Genomic DNA, 15,708 nt, shown 5'->3' with positions numbered 1-15,708 from the left:
GATGTTGTTGATCGGCCGCCCCGCCAGCAGGATCTCCCCGTGCGTCGCCGTCTCGAACCCCGCCAGCATCATCAGGCAGGTCGTCTTGCCCGAGCCCGACGGCCCCAGCATCGTCAGGAACTCCCCCTTGCCGATGGCGAGGTTCAGGTCCTTCACGACCAGAGAGACCCCGTCATAGCTCTTCTGGACATGCTCAAAGGCCACGAAGGCCCGTTCCCCACCTTGGGCGTTCATCGATGACTTCCCCGTCGTGTGTGCCAGCCACGCTCCCGCTCGTGCTGTCGGGAGCAAAACACATCGGCGGAAGTGACGCAAATGCTACCGGAACCGCCAGGGAAATGCTCGCCGTCGGTGGTTAACATGGGGCCTCTTCGGGTAAAGCGCCGATTTCGAAAGCAATAAGGCAGACCCTGCGCAACGCATGCGCAGTTTGCGACACCGGATCGCCCGATCGCGTCGCCCGATCACGTCCCCGACGACCTTCCGGCGTGTCCCGCGGGGCCGGCCAAAGCCGCTTGCCTTTTCGGGAACGGTCGAATTTAGATGGGTCAGACGAGCATGGAGACGTACCATAGCATTCTTCAACGAAATGTACGACGGAGAGCGGATCAGGCCCGCCTATGAGCAGGTGATGGACTGGGTTCGCCGTACGCCGGCCGAGCAGCTGGCGTTGAAGAAGGCCGAGGCCGAGGCTCTGTTCCGGCGCATCGGCATCACCTTCGCGGTCTACGGGGAAGGCGGCGACACCGAGCGGCTCATCCCGTTCGACATGATGCCGAGGGTCTTCACCGAGGCCGAATGGCGCAGGCTGGAGCGCGGCGTGAAACAGCGCTCCCGCGCCCTCAACGCCTTCCTCTACGATGTCTACCACCGCTCCGAGATCGTGCGGGCGGGCAAGATCCCCGCCGATCTCGTCTATCGCAACGAGGCCTACGAGGCGGCGGTGGTCGGCATCTCGCCGCCCGGCGGGGTCTACAGCCACATCGTGGGCATCGACCTGGTGCGCACCGGCCCGGACGAGTTCTTCGTGCTCGAGGACAACTGCCGCACGCCCTCGGGCGTCAGCTACATGCTCGAGAACCGCGAGATCATGATGCGGATGTTCCCGGAGCTCTTCCGGACCAGCCGCATCGCGCCGGTGGACGACTATCCCGACCGGCTGCGCCGCACGCTCGCGAGCGTGGCGCCGGGCAAGTGCGAGGGCGAGCCGGTCACCGTCCTGCTCTCGCCCGGATCCTTCAACAGCGCCTATTACGAGCATTCCTTCCTGGCCGACCAGATGGGGATCGAGATCGTCGAGGGGCAGGATCTCTTCGTGCAGGGCGATTTCGTCTACATGCGCACGACCGAGGGGCCGAAGCGGGTCGACGTGATCTACCGCCGGATCGACGACAGCTTCCTCGATCCGCTGTGCTTCCGGCCCGATTCGATGCTGGGCGTGCCGGGGCTGATGAACGTCTACCGCTCCGGCGGCGTCACGATCTGCTCGGCGCCGGGCGCGGGGGTGGCCGACGACAAGGCGGTCTATACCTACGTCCCCGACATGATCCGCTTCTACCTCGGCGAGGAGCCGATCCTGAAGAACGTCCAGACGTGGAAATGCTCCGACCCGGGGGATCTCAAATACGTGCTGGAGAACCTCGGGGAGCTCGTCGTCAAGGAGGTGCACGGCTCCGGCGGCTACGGGATGCTGGTCGGGCCGAAGTCGACCCGGGAGCAGATCGCGGCCTATGCCGAGCGGATCAAGGCCGATCCCGCCGATTTCATCGCCCAGCCGACGCTGGCGCTCTCGACCTGCCCGACCTTCGTGGACGACGGGCTCGCGCCCCGGCATGTCGACCTGCGGCCCTTCTGCCTCGTCGGCAAGGAGGTCCATCTCTGTCCCGGCGGCCTCACGCGCGTCGCGATGCGCGAGGGCAGTCTCGTCGTCAACTCGTCGCAGGGCGGCGGGGTGAAGGACACCTGGGTTCTGGCGGATTAAGGAACGCGCATGCTCAGCCGCACGGCGGAAAATCTCTACTGGCTCGCGAGATACATGGAGCGGGCCGACACCATGGCGCGCCTGCTCGAGGTCGGCTACCGGATGGCGCTGATGCCCTCGGCGGGCGCGGGATACCGCAACGAATGGGCCTCGCTCATCGCCGCCGCCGGCTCCTCCGAAGGGTTCGAGGCGAAGTTCGGCGACGAGTTCCGGCAGCGCGACGTCGAGACCTGGCTCTTCTACGACCGCGAGAACTCGTCGAGCGTGCTGAGCTGCGTCGAGACCGCGCGCCAGAACGGCCGGGCGGTGCGCACGGCGCTGACCTCGGAAATGTGGGACGCGCTCAACGGCGCCTATCTCGAACTGAGGGAACTCGAGCGACAGCCCCGGACCGACGACCTGCTGCCCCAGCTCTGCGACTGGACCAAGCGGCAGAGCGCGCTGCTGCGCGGCTCGACCGAGGGGACGCATCTGCAGAACGACGGCTACGACTTCCTCAACCTCGGCTATCACATCGAGCGGGCGGACAATACGGCGCGGCTGCTCGACGTGAAGTACTACGTGCTGCTGCCGACGCTCGACATGGTGGGCGGGACGGTCGACACCTATCAGTGGACCACGCTGCTGCGCGCGCTCTCGGCCTTCCGCTCGTTCCACTGGGCCTACGGGAGCGAGTATTCGCCGCGCAAGATCTCGCATTTCCTGATCCTGAACCGGGCCTGTCCGCGCTCGCTCCTGCATTGCCACGACAAGGTGTCCTTCCACCTCAACCGGCTCGCCAACGCCTATGGCCGCACCACCTGCGCCCATGAGCGGATGCGCGGCGCGCTGGCGGAACTGACCGACATGGATCTCGACGCGATCATCGACGCCGGGCTGCACGAATTCCTGACGCGGTTCATCCATCAGAACGCGGCGCTCGGCCAGGACGTCGCCGACGGCTATCTCTTCGGAGTGCAGTGAATGCTCCTGAACGTCCGCCACACGACCGTCTACGGTTTCGACGCGCCGATGCGCTTCGTCACCCAGAGCCACCGGCTCAATCCCGTCGACACCGCGGGCCAGAAGATCCGCTCCTGGTCCGTCGCGGCCGAGGGCGCGGCCTTCGGCGCCGCCTTCACCGACGGGGCGGGGGACCGGATCACGACGATGACCGTCCAGGGTCCGGTCGAGCGGATCGAGATCGTGGTCGAGGGCGAGGTGGAGACCTTCGACACGACCGGCGTGCTGCGCGGCCATCGCGAGCTCATCTCGCCGGTCTGCTACCTGCAGCCGACCTCGGCCACCGTGCCGACCGGCGCGCTGCTCGAACTCGTGCGGGCGACGGTGGACGCGGCGCGCGGCACCGAACTCGCGCGGGCGCACCGCTTCAGCGCGGCGGTGACGGAGGCGATCGCCTACGCGCCCGGCACCACCCATGCCCATACCACCGCCGCCGAGGCGGTGGAACTCGGGCAGGGGGTCTGCCAGGACCACGCCCACGCGCTGATCGCGATGGCGCAGGCGACGGGCCTGCCGGCGCGCTATGCCTCCGGCTATCTGCTCTCGGGCGAGGAGGCGGCGGAGGACGACGCGAGCCACGCCTGGGCGGAGATCCGGATCGAGGGGCTCGGCTGGGTCGGGTTCGATCCCGCGAATGCGTGTTGCCCCGACGAACGTTATATCCGATTGGGGTCCGGTCGCGACGCGCGGGAGGCCGCGCCGATTCGCGGCGTCTCGCGCGGCGGCGGGGCCGAGGCGCTGGACGTCCGGGTCGAGGTCGCGCAGCGGCAACAATAATCGCGGCCGGGGGACCGCCGTCCAAAATGACCTATTGCGTGGGCCTGCTGCTCGACGCCGGGCTCGTGATGCTGTCGGACACGCGCACCAACGCGGGGCTCGACCACATCTCGATCTATCGCAAGATGTTCGTCTTCGAGAATCCGGGCGACCGGGTGATCGCGATCATGACCGCCGGCAGCCTGTCGATCACCCAGACGGTGATCGCCAAGCTCCAGCACGAGATCGACAATCCCGATGCGACGCCCGCGAGTTCGATCATGCTCGCCGAGACGATGCTCGACGTGGCCGAGATCATCGGCCAGACGCTCTCCGACGTCAGCGTGTCGATCGGCGAGAAGATGGCGCGGATGGAGAGCCGCCAGCCGCATGCCTCGATGATCGTCGGCGGGCAGCGGCGCGGGGGCGAGGCGCGCCTGTTCCTCGTCTATTCCGAGGGCAATTTCATCGAGGCCACCGAGGACACGCCCTATTTCCAGATCGGCGAGCACAAGTACGGCAAGCCGATCCTCGACCGGGTCGTGCATCTCAACACCTCGATCGAGGAGGGGCGCAAGGTGGTGCTGCTCTCGATGGATTCGACGATGCGCTCGAATCTCTCGGTCGGCATGCCGCTCGACCTGCTGACGGTGCGCCGCGACGCCTATCGCGTCGCGAGCCGGGAGCGGATCGAGCCGGGCGATCCGACCTTCAGCGCCATGTCCGATGCCTGGAGCCGCGCGCTGCGCGACGCCTTCCACGACATGCCGGGCTGAGGAGGCCGGCGCGTTCCGCCGGCCCCGCCCGTCCTACATCAGCCGCGCGCGCAGGCGCGAGTACTCGGCCTCGGTGATCGTGCCGTCGGCCTTCAGCTTCGCAAGCTTCTCGAGCTCGTCCGCGGTCGAGTAGCCGACGAATTTCCGCATCTCCTCGCGCGCCTCCATCGTGCGCGCCTGCTGCCGCTCGGCCATGCCGCCGCCCTGGGTCAGCAGGTAGATGAAGGCGCCGAGGAACGGCAGCAGCAGCAGCAGGATGACCCAGACCACCTTGCCGAAGCCCGAGACGTCGTGGCGGCGGAAGAGGTCGGCGTAGATGGTGATGAGCAGCCAGATCCACATCACGAAGAGAAATATCGTGAGAAGATCGAGCAGGAAATGCCAGAAGGTGAAGCCCGCGCTCATGATCAATTTCAGTCCCCCGAATGATACCCGCCGCTCCGGCGTGGCCGTCCCTTGTTACGACATGATCGGGGGACGTGTCTTGATCCGCGTCATGCCGCCGCGCCCGCCGGCATCGCCGTCTCGACGAGCTTCGCCCAGTAGGAACAGCCGTAGGGGATCAGCTCGTCGTTGAAGTCATAGGCCGGGTGATGGACCTTCGCGGTGTCGCCGTTGCCGATGAAGATGAAGGCGCCGGGGCGCGCGTTCAGCATGAAGGAGAAATCCTCCGCCCCCATCATCGGATCGGCCTCGGTCTCGACGCGGGCTTCCCCGGAGATCTCCGCGGCGACGCGCGCGGCGAAGGCGGTCTCGGCCTCGGAATTCGCGGTGACCGGGTAGTTGCGCAGATAGTCGATCTCCGCCGTCGCGCCGAGCGCGGCCGCCGTCCCGGTGACGAGCGCGCCGAGGCGCGTCTCGATCATGTCCTGGACCGCGGGATCGAGCGTGCGGACCGTGCCGCGCAGCTCGACCCGCTCCGGGATCACGTTGAAGGTCCGGCCGTCGGTCTGGAAGCTCGTGACCGAGACGACCGCCGAGCGGAGCGGATTGGTGGCGCGCGAGACGAGCGATTGCAGCGCCACGACGATCTGGCTCGCGACCACGACCGGGTCGACGCCGTTGTGGGGCTGGGCCGCGTGGCTGCCCCTGCCGGTGACGTGGATCGTGAAATTGTCGGCCGCCGCCATCATCGGCCCGGGCCGGATGTGGAAATCGCCGACGGGGATGCCCGGCATGTTGTGCATGCCGTAGACCTGCTGGATGCCGAAGCGCTCCATCATCCCGTCCCTGACCATCTCGCGCCCGCCGCCGCCGCCTTCCTCGGCGGGCTGGAAGATCACCACCGCCGCGCCGTCGAAATTGCGCGTCTCCGCGAGATAGCGCGCGGCGCCGAGCAGCATCGCTGTATGGCCGTCATGGCCGCAGGCATGCATCGCGCCCGGCGTGCGCGAGGCCCAGGGCAGGCCGGTGATCTCGGTCATCGGCAGCGCGTCCATGTCGGCGCGAAGCCCGATCACCCGGCCCGAGCCGGTCTCGCGCCCCCGGATCACGCCGACGACGCCGGTGCGCCCGATCCCCTCGACCACCTCGTCGCAGCCGAATTCGCGGAGCTTCGCGGCGACGAGCGCGCTGGTGCGGTGGGTGTCGAACAGGATCTCGGGATGTTCGTGGATGTCGCGCCGCCAGGCGATGATGTCGGGCGCGAGATCGGCGAAGCGGTTCAGGACGGGCATGGAAGGGGGCCTCTCTCGTTGGGATGCGCGGGTGCCGGTCAGTCGCCGGAGGCCGCGGGTTCCGGCATCGGATCCGGGGATCGCGGCGCGGTCGCCGGCCCCGCGCGGGACGCTCGGGAAGGCCGCCGGCCGGGCCGGCATCTCTCGGGGCTGAAGGCGTCGGTCATCGGCGGTTCCGGCTCTCGACGCCCAGTCTGGGGGCGGCCGCGCGGGCCGTCAAGGCGGGACGAAATCCATGTTGTCGGATCGCCGGTTCCGGGGTTAACCTCATCCCCGGTTCGCCGGTCCGCCCCGCCTTCCCGCGGGCGGCCCGGCGGGTGCCCCGGGGGGAACGCATGCATGCTTGACGGGACCGAGCCGGTCCTCGACGTCGCCGATCTCAGGACCGTGTTCCGCACACGCGACGGGGGCGTCTACGCGGTCAATGGCGTGAGCTTCTCGATCGCGCCGGGCGAGGTGCTGGGCGTCGTGGGCGAGAGCGGTTCGGGCAAGTCGGTGACGATGATGTCGCTGATGGGCCTGCTGCCGAGCCCGCCGGCGGAGGTCACCGGCGGGCGCGTGCTCTACCAGGGCCGCGACGTGCGGACGATGCGGAAGGCGGAGCTGCGCCGGATCCGGGGCGGCGAGATCGGCTTCGTCTTTCAGGATCCGATGACGAGCCTCAACCCGGTCTTCACCGTCGGCTTCCAGCTCATGGAGCCGCTGCGCGCGCATCTGCGCCTGTCGAAGGCGAAGGCGCGGGCGCGGGCGGCGGAACTGCTGCGCCTCGTCGGCATTCCCGACCCGGAGGCGCGGCTCGACGACTATCCGCACCAGTTCTCGGGCGGCATGCGCCAGCGGGTGATGATCGCGATGGCGCTCTCCTGCGATCCGAAGGTGCTGATCGCGGACGAGCCGACCACCGCGCTCGACGTGACGATCCAGGCGCAGATCGTCGAGCTGATGCGCGATCTGCGCGCCAAGCTCGGGACCGGGATCATCTGGATCACCCACGATCTCGACCTGGTGGCGGAGATCGCGGACCGGGTGATGGTGATGTACGCGGGGCAGGTGGTCGAGCACGGGCCGGTCGGCGCGCTCTTCGCCGATCCCCAGCATCCCTATACGCGGGCCCTGCTCGCGACCCGGCCGGGGGTGGGGGGGCCGCGGCGCCGGCGGCTCCGCGTGATCGAGGGCCAGCCGCCCCGGCTCGGCGCGCCGCCGGCCGCCTGTCCCTTCGCGCCGCGCTGCCGGCATGTGTTCAACCGCTGCCGCGTCGAGAACCCGCCCCGGATGCCGGTGGGCGAGGGGCACGACGTCGCCTGCTGGTGGGATCCGGAGACGGATTTCCCGCGGCGGGAGCCGGCCGATGCTTAGCGCCGCCCGCGCCGCGCGCCAGCCGCTCCTGAGCGTCAGCGGGCTCCGGATGCATTTCCCGATCTTCAAGGGCCTCCTCCGCCGTCAGGTCGGCACGGTGAAGGCGGTGGACGACGTGGGCTTCGACATCGCGCGCGGCGAGGTGCTCGGCCTCGTCGGCGAGAGCGGCTGCGGCAAGTCGACGACCGGCCGGGCGATCCTGCGCCTCTACGACATCACCTCCGGCCGGATCGAACTCGAAGGCGAGGACATCGCGCCGCTCTCGGGCGCGGCGCTCCGCGCGGTCCGGCCCCGGATGCAGATGATCTTCCAGGACCCGCAGGCGAGCCTCAACCCGCGGATGACGGTCGGCTCGATCATCGCCGAACCGCTCGACGAGCATCTGCGGCCGAGCCGGGCGGAGCGCCGGGCACGGGTCTTCGAACTCATGGACGCGGTCGGCCTCGCGCGCGGTTTCGCGAACCGCTATCCGCACGAATTCTCCGGCGGGCAGCGGCAGCGGATCGGCATCGCCCGCGCCCTCGCGCTCAATCCCGCCTTCATCGTCTGCGACGAGCCGATCGCAGCCCTCGACGTCTCGATCCAGGCGCAGGTCGTGAACCTGCTCGAGGATCTGCGCGCCGCCTTCGGCCTCACCTATCTCTTCATCAGCCACGACCTCTCGATGGTGCGCCATCTCGCGGACCGGGTGGCGGTCATGTATCTCGGCAAGATCGTCGAGATCGCCCCGCGCGAGGCGCTCTACCGCTTTCCGCTGCACCCCTATACCGAGGCGCTGATCTCCGCCGTGCCCGAGGCCGGCGGCCGGCGGCGCGCGCGGATCGTGCTCCGGGGCGACGTGCCGAGCCCGCTCCGGCCGCCCTCGGGCTGCGCCTTCCGCACCCGCTGCCCGAAGGTCTTCGACCGCTGCCATGTCGAGACCCCGCCGCTCACCGATCTCGGCCGCGGCCGGCGCGCGGCCTGCCATCTGGTCGGGCGGCCCCCCGCCTGACCGCGACGCGACAGAACCCAGGGAACGAGGAACACGCGATGAGACTGCGACACATCCTGACCGGTGCCAGCGCCGCGGCGCTCATGGCCTCCGCCGCCCATGCCGAGCGTGGCGCGGACGGCCAGGTCAACGTGCTCTACTACCAGGCGATCTCGATCATGACGCCGTATCTGTCGAGCGGGACGAAGGACATCGACGGCGCCGCGCTGGTGCTCGAACCCTTCGCCCGCTTCGATCCGGACGGCCATCTCGTGCCCTATATCGCCCAGGAGATCCCGACGCTCGAAAACGGCGGGATCTCGGAGGATCTGAAGTCGATCACCTGGAAGATCAAGCCGGACATCCTGTGGTCGGACGGCACGCCGGTGACCGCGGCCGATGCGATCTTCTCGTGGAAATACTGCACCGACCCCGAGGGCGGCTGCGCGCAGGCGCCCTATTACGACGACGTGACCGATGTCGAGGCGATCGACGACAAGACGGTGAAGGTCACCTTCTCGGTCCCGAAACCCTATCCCTACACCGCCTTCGTCGGCGCGCAGTCCCCGATCATCCAGGCGAAGCAGTTCGCCGACTGCCTCGGCGCCAACGCGCCCTCCTGCACCGAGGCGAACACGATGCCGATCGGCACCGGCCCGTTCCGCGTGACCGATTTCAAGGCGAACGACGTGGTGACGCTGGAGGCCAACCCGAACTACCGCGACCCGGCCAAGCCCGCCTTCGCGACGCTGGTCCTGAAGGGCGGCGGCGACGCGGCCTCGGCGGCGCGCGCGGTGCTCGAGACCGGCGAGTTCGACTATGCCTGGAACGCGCAGGTGGAGCCCGAGATCCTCGCGCAGATGGCCGCGGCCGGGAAGGGCGAGATCATCTCCGCCTTCGGCACGCTCCTGGAGCGGCTGCACGTGAACCAGACCGATCCGGCCCCGGCCCTCGGGGAGGAGCGCTCGACGGTGAAGCATCCGCATCCGTTCCTGACCGATCCGGACGTGACGAAGGCGCTCAGCCTCGCGATCGACCGCGAGATCCTGGTCGAGACCGGCTATGGCGAGGCGGGCAGGCCCACCTGCAACCTCGTGCCCGCGCCGGAATACCAGAACTCGCCCAACAACGACTGGTGCCTGAAGCAGGATCTCGACCAGGCGAACAAGCTTCTCGACGACGCGGGCTGGGCGATGGGCGCCGACGGCGTGCGCGCGAAGGACGGCCAGCGGCTCTCGATCCTCTACCAGACCTCGGTGAACTCGGTCCGCCAGGCGGCGCAGGCGCTGATCAAGCAATGGTGGAACGAGATCGGCGTGGAGGTGGAACTGCGCCAGATCGACCCGGCGGTCTTCTTCGGCGGCGACCCCGGCTCGCCCGACACGCTGCAGAAGTTCTACGCCGACGTCGAGATGTACGCCGACAATTTCGAGGGGACCGACGCCGAACGCTACCTCGGCCAGTGGGTCTGCGGCGAGATCCCGAGCCCCGAGACCGCCTGGCAGGGCGGCAACACCTCGCGCTTCTGCGACCCCGCCTATGACGCGGCGCGCGCCGAGATGTCGACGACGACGGGCGATGAGGACCGCGCGAAGATGACGATCCGGCTCAACGACATGATCGTCAATTCCGCCGCCATCATCCCGCTCATCCACCGGGGCCGCGTCTCGACGAAGTCGAAGACCCTCGGCGGCGTCGAGATGAACGCCTTCGACAGCGAACTCTGGAACGTCGCCGACTGGTACCGGATCAAGTAGGCGCGGGGGGCGGGGCGCCGCCCCCGAAGCCGCCGGCCGGGCAGGCGGATGCCCGGCCGCGAGACAGGGCCAGTCCCGGCCGGCGGGACCAGCGCAAAGGAATACCGGGAAATGCTCGCCTATGCCGTCCGGCGTCTTCTCTTCGCGATCCCGACCCTGCTCGTGATCAGCTTCATCATCTTCCTGATCCTCGATCTCGCGCCTTCCGATCCGACCGCGAACCTGCCGCTCACGATCCCGCAGGACGTGCGCCAGCAGATCCGCCTCAGCCTCGGCCTCGGCGAGCCCATGCACGTGCGCTACCTGAAGTGGCTCTACCAGTTCGCCGTGAACGAACCGATGCACGCGCTCGAACAGCTGACCGGGCACCATTTCTCCGCCACGCCCCGCGTGCGCGTGCTGAGCTGGCAGACCCGCTCGCCGGTGGTCGACCTCATCCTCCAGCGGCTGCCGCAGACGCTCTGGGTGGTCGGCCTCTCCTATGTCGTCGGCATCCTGATCGCGATCCCGATCGGCATCGTCTCGGCGGTGAGGCAGTATTCCTGGTTCGACCAGATCGGCACCTTCGTCTCGATGGTCGGCTATTCGGTGCCGACCTTCTTCACCGGCCTCCTGATGATCATGCTCTTCTCGGTCCACCTCGGCTGGCTGCCGTCGATCTACGACACCAACCTGCGCGTGACCGACGTGGCGAGCTTCTGGGCGCAGGTGAAACAGATGATCATGCCGGTCATGGTGCTCGCGCTCTTCAACGCGGCGCAGATCAGCCGCTACATGCGCGCCTCGATGCTCGAGAACCTGACGCAGGACTACGTGCGCACCGCGCGGGCCAAGGGGATGCGCGAATGGGTCGTGGTCATGGTCCATGTGCTCAGGAACAGCCTGATCCCGGTCGTCACCGTGATCGCGCTCGGCGTGCCGCAGATCTTCGGCGGCGCGATCATCACCGAGCAGATCTTCCGGGTGAACGGCCTCGGCCAGCTGCTGATCACCGGCATCCAGGGCGCGGACATCCCGCTGGTGCAGACGCTGACCTTCCTCTTCGCGGCGCTGATCGTGCTCTTCAACCTGATCGCCGACCTTCTTTACGGGATGCTCGACCCGAGGATCCGCTATGACTGAGCGCGCCGAACCCGCCCCCGGTACGGTCCCGGGCGAGATCGAGACGCCGGAGCGCGGCCTCTGGAACGATGTCTGGTACCAGTTCCGCCACCACAGGGGGGCGATGCTCGGCACCATCGTCTTCACGCTGATCGTGCTCGCGGTGATCCTCGGCCCGGTGCTCCATCCGGTCGATCCGACCCATATCGACGTGAAGGCGCGCAACGCGCTGCCCTCGCTCGCCCATCCGATGGGAACCGACAACCTCGGCCGCGACACTTTCGCGGGCATCATCGAGGGCGGGCGCATCTCGCTCGCGGTCGGCGTCACCGCGATGGCGCTCGCGCTCTTCCTCGGCACGCTCGTCGGCGTGCTCGCGGGCTACTACCGCCGGCTCGACGGGATGCTGATGCGCGTGACCGACCTCTTCCTCGCGCTGCCGATCCTGCCGCTGCTCCTCGTCGTGATCCTGCTCTTCCGCGACGCGCTGCGCGCCGCCTTCGGGCCGGAGACCGGGATCTTCCTGCTCATCGTCTTCATCATCGGCGTCACCTCCTGGATGCAGACCGCGCGGATCGTGCGCGGCGACGTGCTGGCGCTGAAAGAACGCGAATTCGTGCTCGCGGCGCGCTCGGTCGGCACGCCCGACCGGCGGATCATCCTGCGCCACATCCTGCCGAACGTGCTCTCGCCGATCATGGTCTCGGCGACGCTCGGCATCGCCAATGCGATCATCACCGAGAGCGCGCTCTCCTTCCTCGGCCTCGGCTTTCCCTCCGACTTTCCGACCTGGGGCCGGCTGCTCTTCGACGGCGCGAACTTCATGGCGCTGAGCCCGAGCCGGGTGATCTGGCCGGGCCTCGCGATCTCGCTGACCGTGCTCAGCGTCAACTTCATCGGCGACGGGCTGCGCGACGCGCTCGACCCCCGCGCGCGCGGCCGCTGAACCGGCGCGGGTCCGGCCCTCCGGGCGGTGGCGCCGCGTCCGGCGCCGCGCCTCTGGAGGGGCCGCGCCCGCGGCGCGTTTCGGGACCTTCGCCCGTTTCACCCGCCAGCGCTTCGCCGGGGCGGGATCGCCTCGTTCCGTTTCGCCCCCGCGCTATCTCTCCGGGAAACCGGGGAGGGCGGGGCCATGGTCGGGCGCATCATCGAGACGGAGGCGGACGTGGCCGAGGGGGCGGCCTGGCTCGCGGCGCGCGAGCCGCGCTTCGCCGCGGCGCTCGACCTGACCGGGGCGCTTCCGCTCCGTCGCCGCGCGGACGGGTTCGCGACGCTCTTCTCCGCGATCGTGAGCCAGCAGGTCTCCACCGCCTCGGCGAGCGCGATCTGGGCGCGGGTCGAGGCGCTCGGAGGCCACGACCCGCTCCGCCTCGCCACGCTCACCGACGAGGCGCTGCGCGGCGCGGGCCTGTCGCGCCAGAAGATCTCCTACGCGCGCGCGATCATCGAGAGCGGGGTCGACTTCGCCGCGCTCCGGGCGATGCCCGACGAGGACGTCGTCGCGGAACTGGTGCGGATCAAGGGGATCGGCGTCTGGACCGCCGAGATCTACGCGATGTTCTCGCTCGGCCGCGCCGATGTCTTCGCGCCGGGCGATCTCGCGCTCCGCGACGCGGCGCGGCTGCTCTTCGAGCTCGAGACGCGGCCGAGCGAGCCCGCGCTTCGGGCGATGAGCCTCGGCTGGTCGCCCTGGCGCGCGGTTGCGGCCCGGCTGCTCTGGGCCTATTACCGCGTGGTCAACAACCGCGAGGGGGTGCGATGAGCGACAGGATCGCCGGACTGACGACGAAGCGGCGCGCGGCCCGGGCGGGCGCGGCGGACAGCCTCGTCATCCTCCTGCACGGCTATGGCGCCGACGCCGAGGATCTGATCGGCCTCGCCGACCCGCTCGGCCCGCATCTGCCCGCGACGATGTTCCTCGCCCCCGACGCGCCGGAGCGCTGCCAGAACAATCCGATGGGCTTCCAGTGGTTTCCGATCCCCTGGCTCGACGGCACGCCCGAATCCGTCGCCGAGACCGCCGCGCGGGGCGCCTTCGCGGCGCTCGACGCCTGGCTCGACGCGGTGGCGCTCGAGACCGGGATCCCGGCCGAGCGCACGATCCTGCTCGGCTTCAGCCAGGGCACGATGATGGCGCTCCAGGTCGGGCTCCGCCGAGCGGCGCCGCTCGCGGGGATCGTCGGCTTCTCGGGCCGGCTGCTCCATCCCGAGGCGCTCGCCGCCGAAGCGCGGAGCCGGACGCCCGTGCTGCTCGTCCATGGCGACGCCGATCCCGTCGTTCCCTTCGCGAGCCTCAAGGAGGCCGCCGACGCGCTGGTCGCCGCGGGGGTGGAGACCTACGCCCACGTTTCTCGCGGCACCGCACACGGGATCGCGCCCGACGGGCTCGGCGTCGCGCTCTCCTTCATCCGCGACCGCCTCGGCCTGGCCCCCGGCGCGGCGTCATAAATTCGTCGATCCCGCGCGATATGTTGCGCCCGGCCCCGAAAGGGGTCGGTATCTTGAGGCTTGCCAGCTTTCGCGGGCGAGATATAGTTCGAGAAGGGCTTGGCGGCGCGCCATCCATCCGGCGTGGCGGGTCAAGCCCGCGCAAGGGATGTATTCATGCTGCAGAGCACACATACGCCCAGCTTCATCCGCAATCCCGCGGGGTTGCGCGATCATCCCGCGCTGGTGCTGAACGCCGACTTCCGGCCGCTTTCCTATCTGCCGCTCTCGTTATGGCCCTGGCAGGAAGCGATCAAGGCGGCGATCCTGGACCGCGTGGTGGTGCTGGCGGAATACGACGCGGTGGTCCATTCTCCCACCACCGAGATCCGGATACCCTCGGTGGTGGTGCTGAGGGACTATGTGAAACCCGCCCGCACCTCCGCCTTCACCCGGTTCAATCTGTTCCTGCGCGACGAGTTCACCTGCCAGTATTGCGGCGCGAAAGACCACCTCACCTTCGACCACGTCATTCCCCGCTCCCGGGGCGGGCGCACGACCTGGGAGAACGTCGTCGCCTCCTGCGGCCCCTGCAATCTGCACAAGGGCTCCAAGACGCTGCGCCAGGCCGGCATGAGCCTGCGCCGCCCGCCCGCGCGGCCGAGCCCGGAGCAGCTGCGCAACGTCGGCCGCAAGTTCCCGCCGAACCACCTGCACGAGAGCTGGATGGACTACCTCTACTGGGACGCCGAGCTCGACGCCTGAGCGCCCGCCCGCCCCGCGGCGAGCCAGAGAAGCGCGAGCAGGGCCGAGAGGATCGCGTTCCACCCCGCCATCGACACGCCCCAGAGGCTCCAGGCGATCTGGTCGCAGAGCACGACCGGGGTGTTCAGGATCTGGTTCATCAGATCCCCCGCCGACATCGCGCCCGGGTCCGGCGCGACGCAGCTCGTCGGCCCCGGCCACCAGGCCTGTTCGACGCCGACGTGATAGACCGCGATGCCGGCCCCGATGGCCACCACGAGCGCGGCGATCCGGGCGAGCCAGCGATTGGGCGCGACGAGAAAGACCAGCGCGGCGATCACCGCGACGCCATGCGGCCAGCGCTGCAAGAGGCAGAGGTGGCAGGGCGCGAGCCCGCCGATGTACTGGAAGGCGAAGGCCCCGACGAGCAGCGCCGCCGACCCCGCGCCCGCCACCGCCGCGAGCCATTGCTGGCGCTCCATCGCCATCGCCGCCTGTCCGCTCCCGACGCTCATCTCTCTCTCCCGCCCGAGGGCGCCAGAGCGATCACAACGGGCGGGCGGGGTCAAGGTAGGGGGTGGGGCGGCGCGCGGGGTCGTGACGGGGGTATTCTCGGTTGTGGCTCACTCTGAGCCCTTTGCGGGTGCCGGTATGCTTGGGAGATACGCATTGCGGAGGGTAACCCACCCGTATAGATTAATAATATTTCCAATGGAGGCATGTGTTGCCAGTAGAAGACCACCCGAGCTTTGATAGGCCAGTGATTACAACATCGCTCTGGCGGTATACCGATTTTCCGAAATTTATGGATTTATTGACGTCAAGACGCCTCTGGCTTACGAACGCGGAAAGCTTGGCTATGGACGACCCCTATGAGGGATTGCCATGGGCGATGCAGTTTCCTCATAGATATTGGAAGAGTATTACGGACGTGCCTGAATCCTTACGAAATCAGTTGCTAGCAGATAGCCGCGCGCAGGTTTCTCCCGATGCGGCCTTTCGATCTTGGTTCAAGCTCGAAGAGGAGAAGTGGGTGATGATGCGCTCCGGACGGCGTGAATTTTATCTAAGAGCCGGACTCGAAACTCTACGCGCCGTGCCAATACCTTGCGAGGCGCCTGGTCAGGACGCGGATATGGGCGATGAATATCCACGCCTCGGC

17 protein-coding genes are annotated in these 15,708 nt (G+C 68.6%); 13 read left to right on the top strand and 4 right to left on the bottom strand.

Features of this window, described 5'->3' with window-relative positions; all coding sequences use genetic code 11:
• Positions 1-234, bottom strand: a 234-nt coding sequence (locus FJM51_RS21940) for an ATP-binding cassette domain-containing protein (protein WP_140456258.1), incomplete at its 3' end; no start/stop codon positions are given.
• Positions 235-631: 397 nt separating this feature from the next.
• Here FJM51_RS21940 and FJM51_RS21935 point away from each other — a divergent pair.
• The 4 genes from FJM51_RS21935 to FJM51_RS21920 are packed head-to-tail and all read left to right on the top strand — an operon-like array spanning position 632 to position 4,515.
• On the top strand, positions 632-1,981 hold the full coding sequence (locus FJM51_RS21935) for a circularly permuted type 2 ATP-grasp protein (protein ID WP_233713224.1): 1,350 nt from the start codon (positions 632-634) through the stop codon (positions 1,979-1,981).
• Positions 1,982-1,990: 9 nt separating this feature from the next.
• Entirely contained in the window at positions 1,991-2,944 is a 954-nt protein-coding gene (locus FJM51_RS21930; protein WP_140456256.1) for an alpha-E domain-containing protein, read from the top strand.
• The gene (locus FJM51_RS21925; protein ID WP_140456255.1) at positions 2,945-3,760 is read left to right on the top strand and encodes a transglutaminase family protein; all 816 of its coding nucleotides are present in this window, start codon (positions 2,945-2,947) and stop codon (positions 3,758-3,760) included.
• A 26-nt stretch (positions 3,761-3,786) separates the two neighbouring features.
• Positions 3,787-4,515, top strand: a complete 729-nt coding sequence (locus FJM51_RS21920; RefSeq protein ID WP_140456254.1) for a proteasome-type protease — start codon at positions 3,787-3,789, stop codon at positions 4,513-4,515.
• 33 nt (positions 4,516-4,548) lie between these two features.
• Here the strand turns inward: FJM51_RS21920 and FJM51_RS21915 are convergent, their stop codons facing one another.
• Together FJM51_RS21915 and FJM51_RS21910 are read right to left on the bottom strand one after the other, a co-directional pair.
• Positions 4,549-4,920 carry an SHOCT domain-containing protein gene (locus tag FJM51_RS21915; RefSeq protein WP_140456253.1) on the bottom strand — a complete coding sequence of 124 codons (372 nt, stop codon included), beginning with the start codon at positions 4,918-4,920 and terminating at the stop codon, positions 4,549-4,551.
• A gap of 89 nt (positions 4,921-5,009) precedes the next feature.
• The gene (locus FJM51_RS21910; protein WP_140456252.1) at positions 5,010-6,191 is read right to left on the bottom strand and encodes a M20 aminoacylase family protein; all 1,182 of its coding nucleotides are present in this window, start codon (positions 6,189-6,191) and stop codon (positions 5,010-5,012) included.
• A gap of 339 nt (positions 6,192-6,530) precedes the next feature.
• Here FJM51_RS21910 and FJM51_RS21905 point away from each other — a divergent pair, with 339 nt between their 5' ends.
• The 8 genes from FJM51_RS21905 (at position 6,531) to FJM51_RS21870 (ending at position 14,567) form a co-directional block, all read left to right on the top strand.
• Positions 6,531-7,547 (top strand): ABC transporter ATP-binding protein, encoded by a 1,017-nt coding sequence (locus tag FJM51_RS21905; protein ID WP_140456251.1) that lies wholly within the window; start codon positions 6,531-6,533, stop codon positions 7,545-7,547.
• Complete coding sequence (locus FJM51_RS21900) at positions 7,540-8,538, top strand: ABC transporter ATP-binding protein (RefSeq protein ID WP_140456250.1); 999 nt, start codon at positions 7,540-7,542, stop codon at positions 8,536-8,538. Before FJM51_RS21905 ends, FJM51_RS21900 begins: the two co-directional genes overlap by 8 nt.
• Before the next feature lie 38 nt (positions 8,539-8,576).
• The gene (locus FJM51_RS21895) at positions 8,577-10,274 is read left to right on the top strand and encodes a peptide ABC transporter substrate-binding protein (protein WP_140456249.1); all 1,698 of its coding nucleotides are present in this window, start codon (positions 8,577-8,579) and stop codon (positions 10,272-10,274) included.
• Positions 10,275-10,385: 111 nt separating this feature from the next.
• Positions 10,386-11,396: an ABC transporter permease gene (locus tag FJM51_RS21890; protein ID WP_140456248.1), complete on the top strand. Its 1,011-nt coding sequence runs from the start codon at positions 10,386-10,388 to the stop codon at positions 11,394-11,396.
• Positions 11,389-12,321, top strand: coding sequence for an ABC transporter permease (locus FJM51_RS21885; protein WP_140456247.1), 933 nt, complete (start codon positions 11,389-11,391; stop codon positions 12,319-12,321). The genes FJM51_RS21890 and FJM51_RS21885 overlap by 8 nt, the downstream gene beginning before the upstream one ends.
• Positions 12,322-12,507: 186 nt before the next feature.
• Positions 12,508-13,137, top strand: coding sequence for a DNA-3-methyladenine glycosylase family protein (locus tag FJM51_RS21880; protein ID WP_140456246.1), 630 nt, complete (start codon positions 12,508-12,510; stop codon positions 13,135-13,137).
• Positions 13,134-13,823 (top strand): alpha/beta hydrolase, encoded by a 690-nt coding sequence (locus tag FJM51_RS21875; RefSeq protein ID WP_140456245.1) that lies wholly within the window; start codon positions 13,134-13,136, stop codon positions 13,821-13,823. Before FJM51_RS21880 ends, FJM51_RS21875 begins: the two co-directional genes overlap by 4 nt.
• Positions 13,824-13,979: 156 nt before the next feature.
• Entirely contained in the window at positions 13,980-14,567 is a 588-nt protein-coding gene (locus FJM51_RS21870) for an HNH endonuclease (RefSeq protein WP_140456244.1), read from the top strand.
• Here FJM51_RS21870 and FJM51_RS21865 read toward each other — a convergent pair.
• Positions 14,540-15,061, bottom strand: coding sequence for a disulfide bond formation protein B (locus FJM51_RS21865; RefSeq protein ID WP_233713223.1), 522 nt, complete (start codon positions 15,059-15,061; stop codon positions 14,540-14,542). The genes FJM51_RS21870 and FJM51_RS21865 overlap by 28 nt on opposite strands.
• A 344-nt stretch (positions 15,062-15,405) precedes the next feature.
• On the opposite strand from FJM51_RS21865, the gene FJM51_RS21860 reads away from it, so the two are divergent.
• The coding region (locus tag FJM51_RS21860; protein WP_140456243.1) for a hypothetical protein at positions 15,406-15,708 on the top strand (303 nt) is incomplete at its 3' end.

Origin of the sequence: Amaricoccus solimangrovi (assembly GCF_006385685.1) — a bacterium.
GTDB classification, from domain to species: Bacteria; Pseudomonadota; Alphaproteobacteria; order Rhodobacterales; family Rhodobacteraceae; genus Amaricoccus; species Amaricoccus solimangrovi.
The sequence above is the reverse complement of the archived record's forward strand: the minus strand, read 5'-3'. Positions and strand labels throughout refer to the sequence as shown.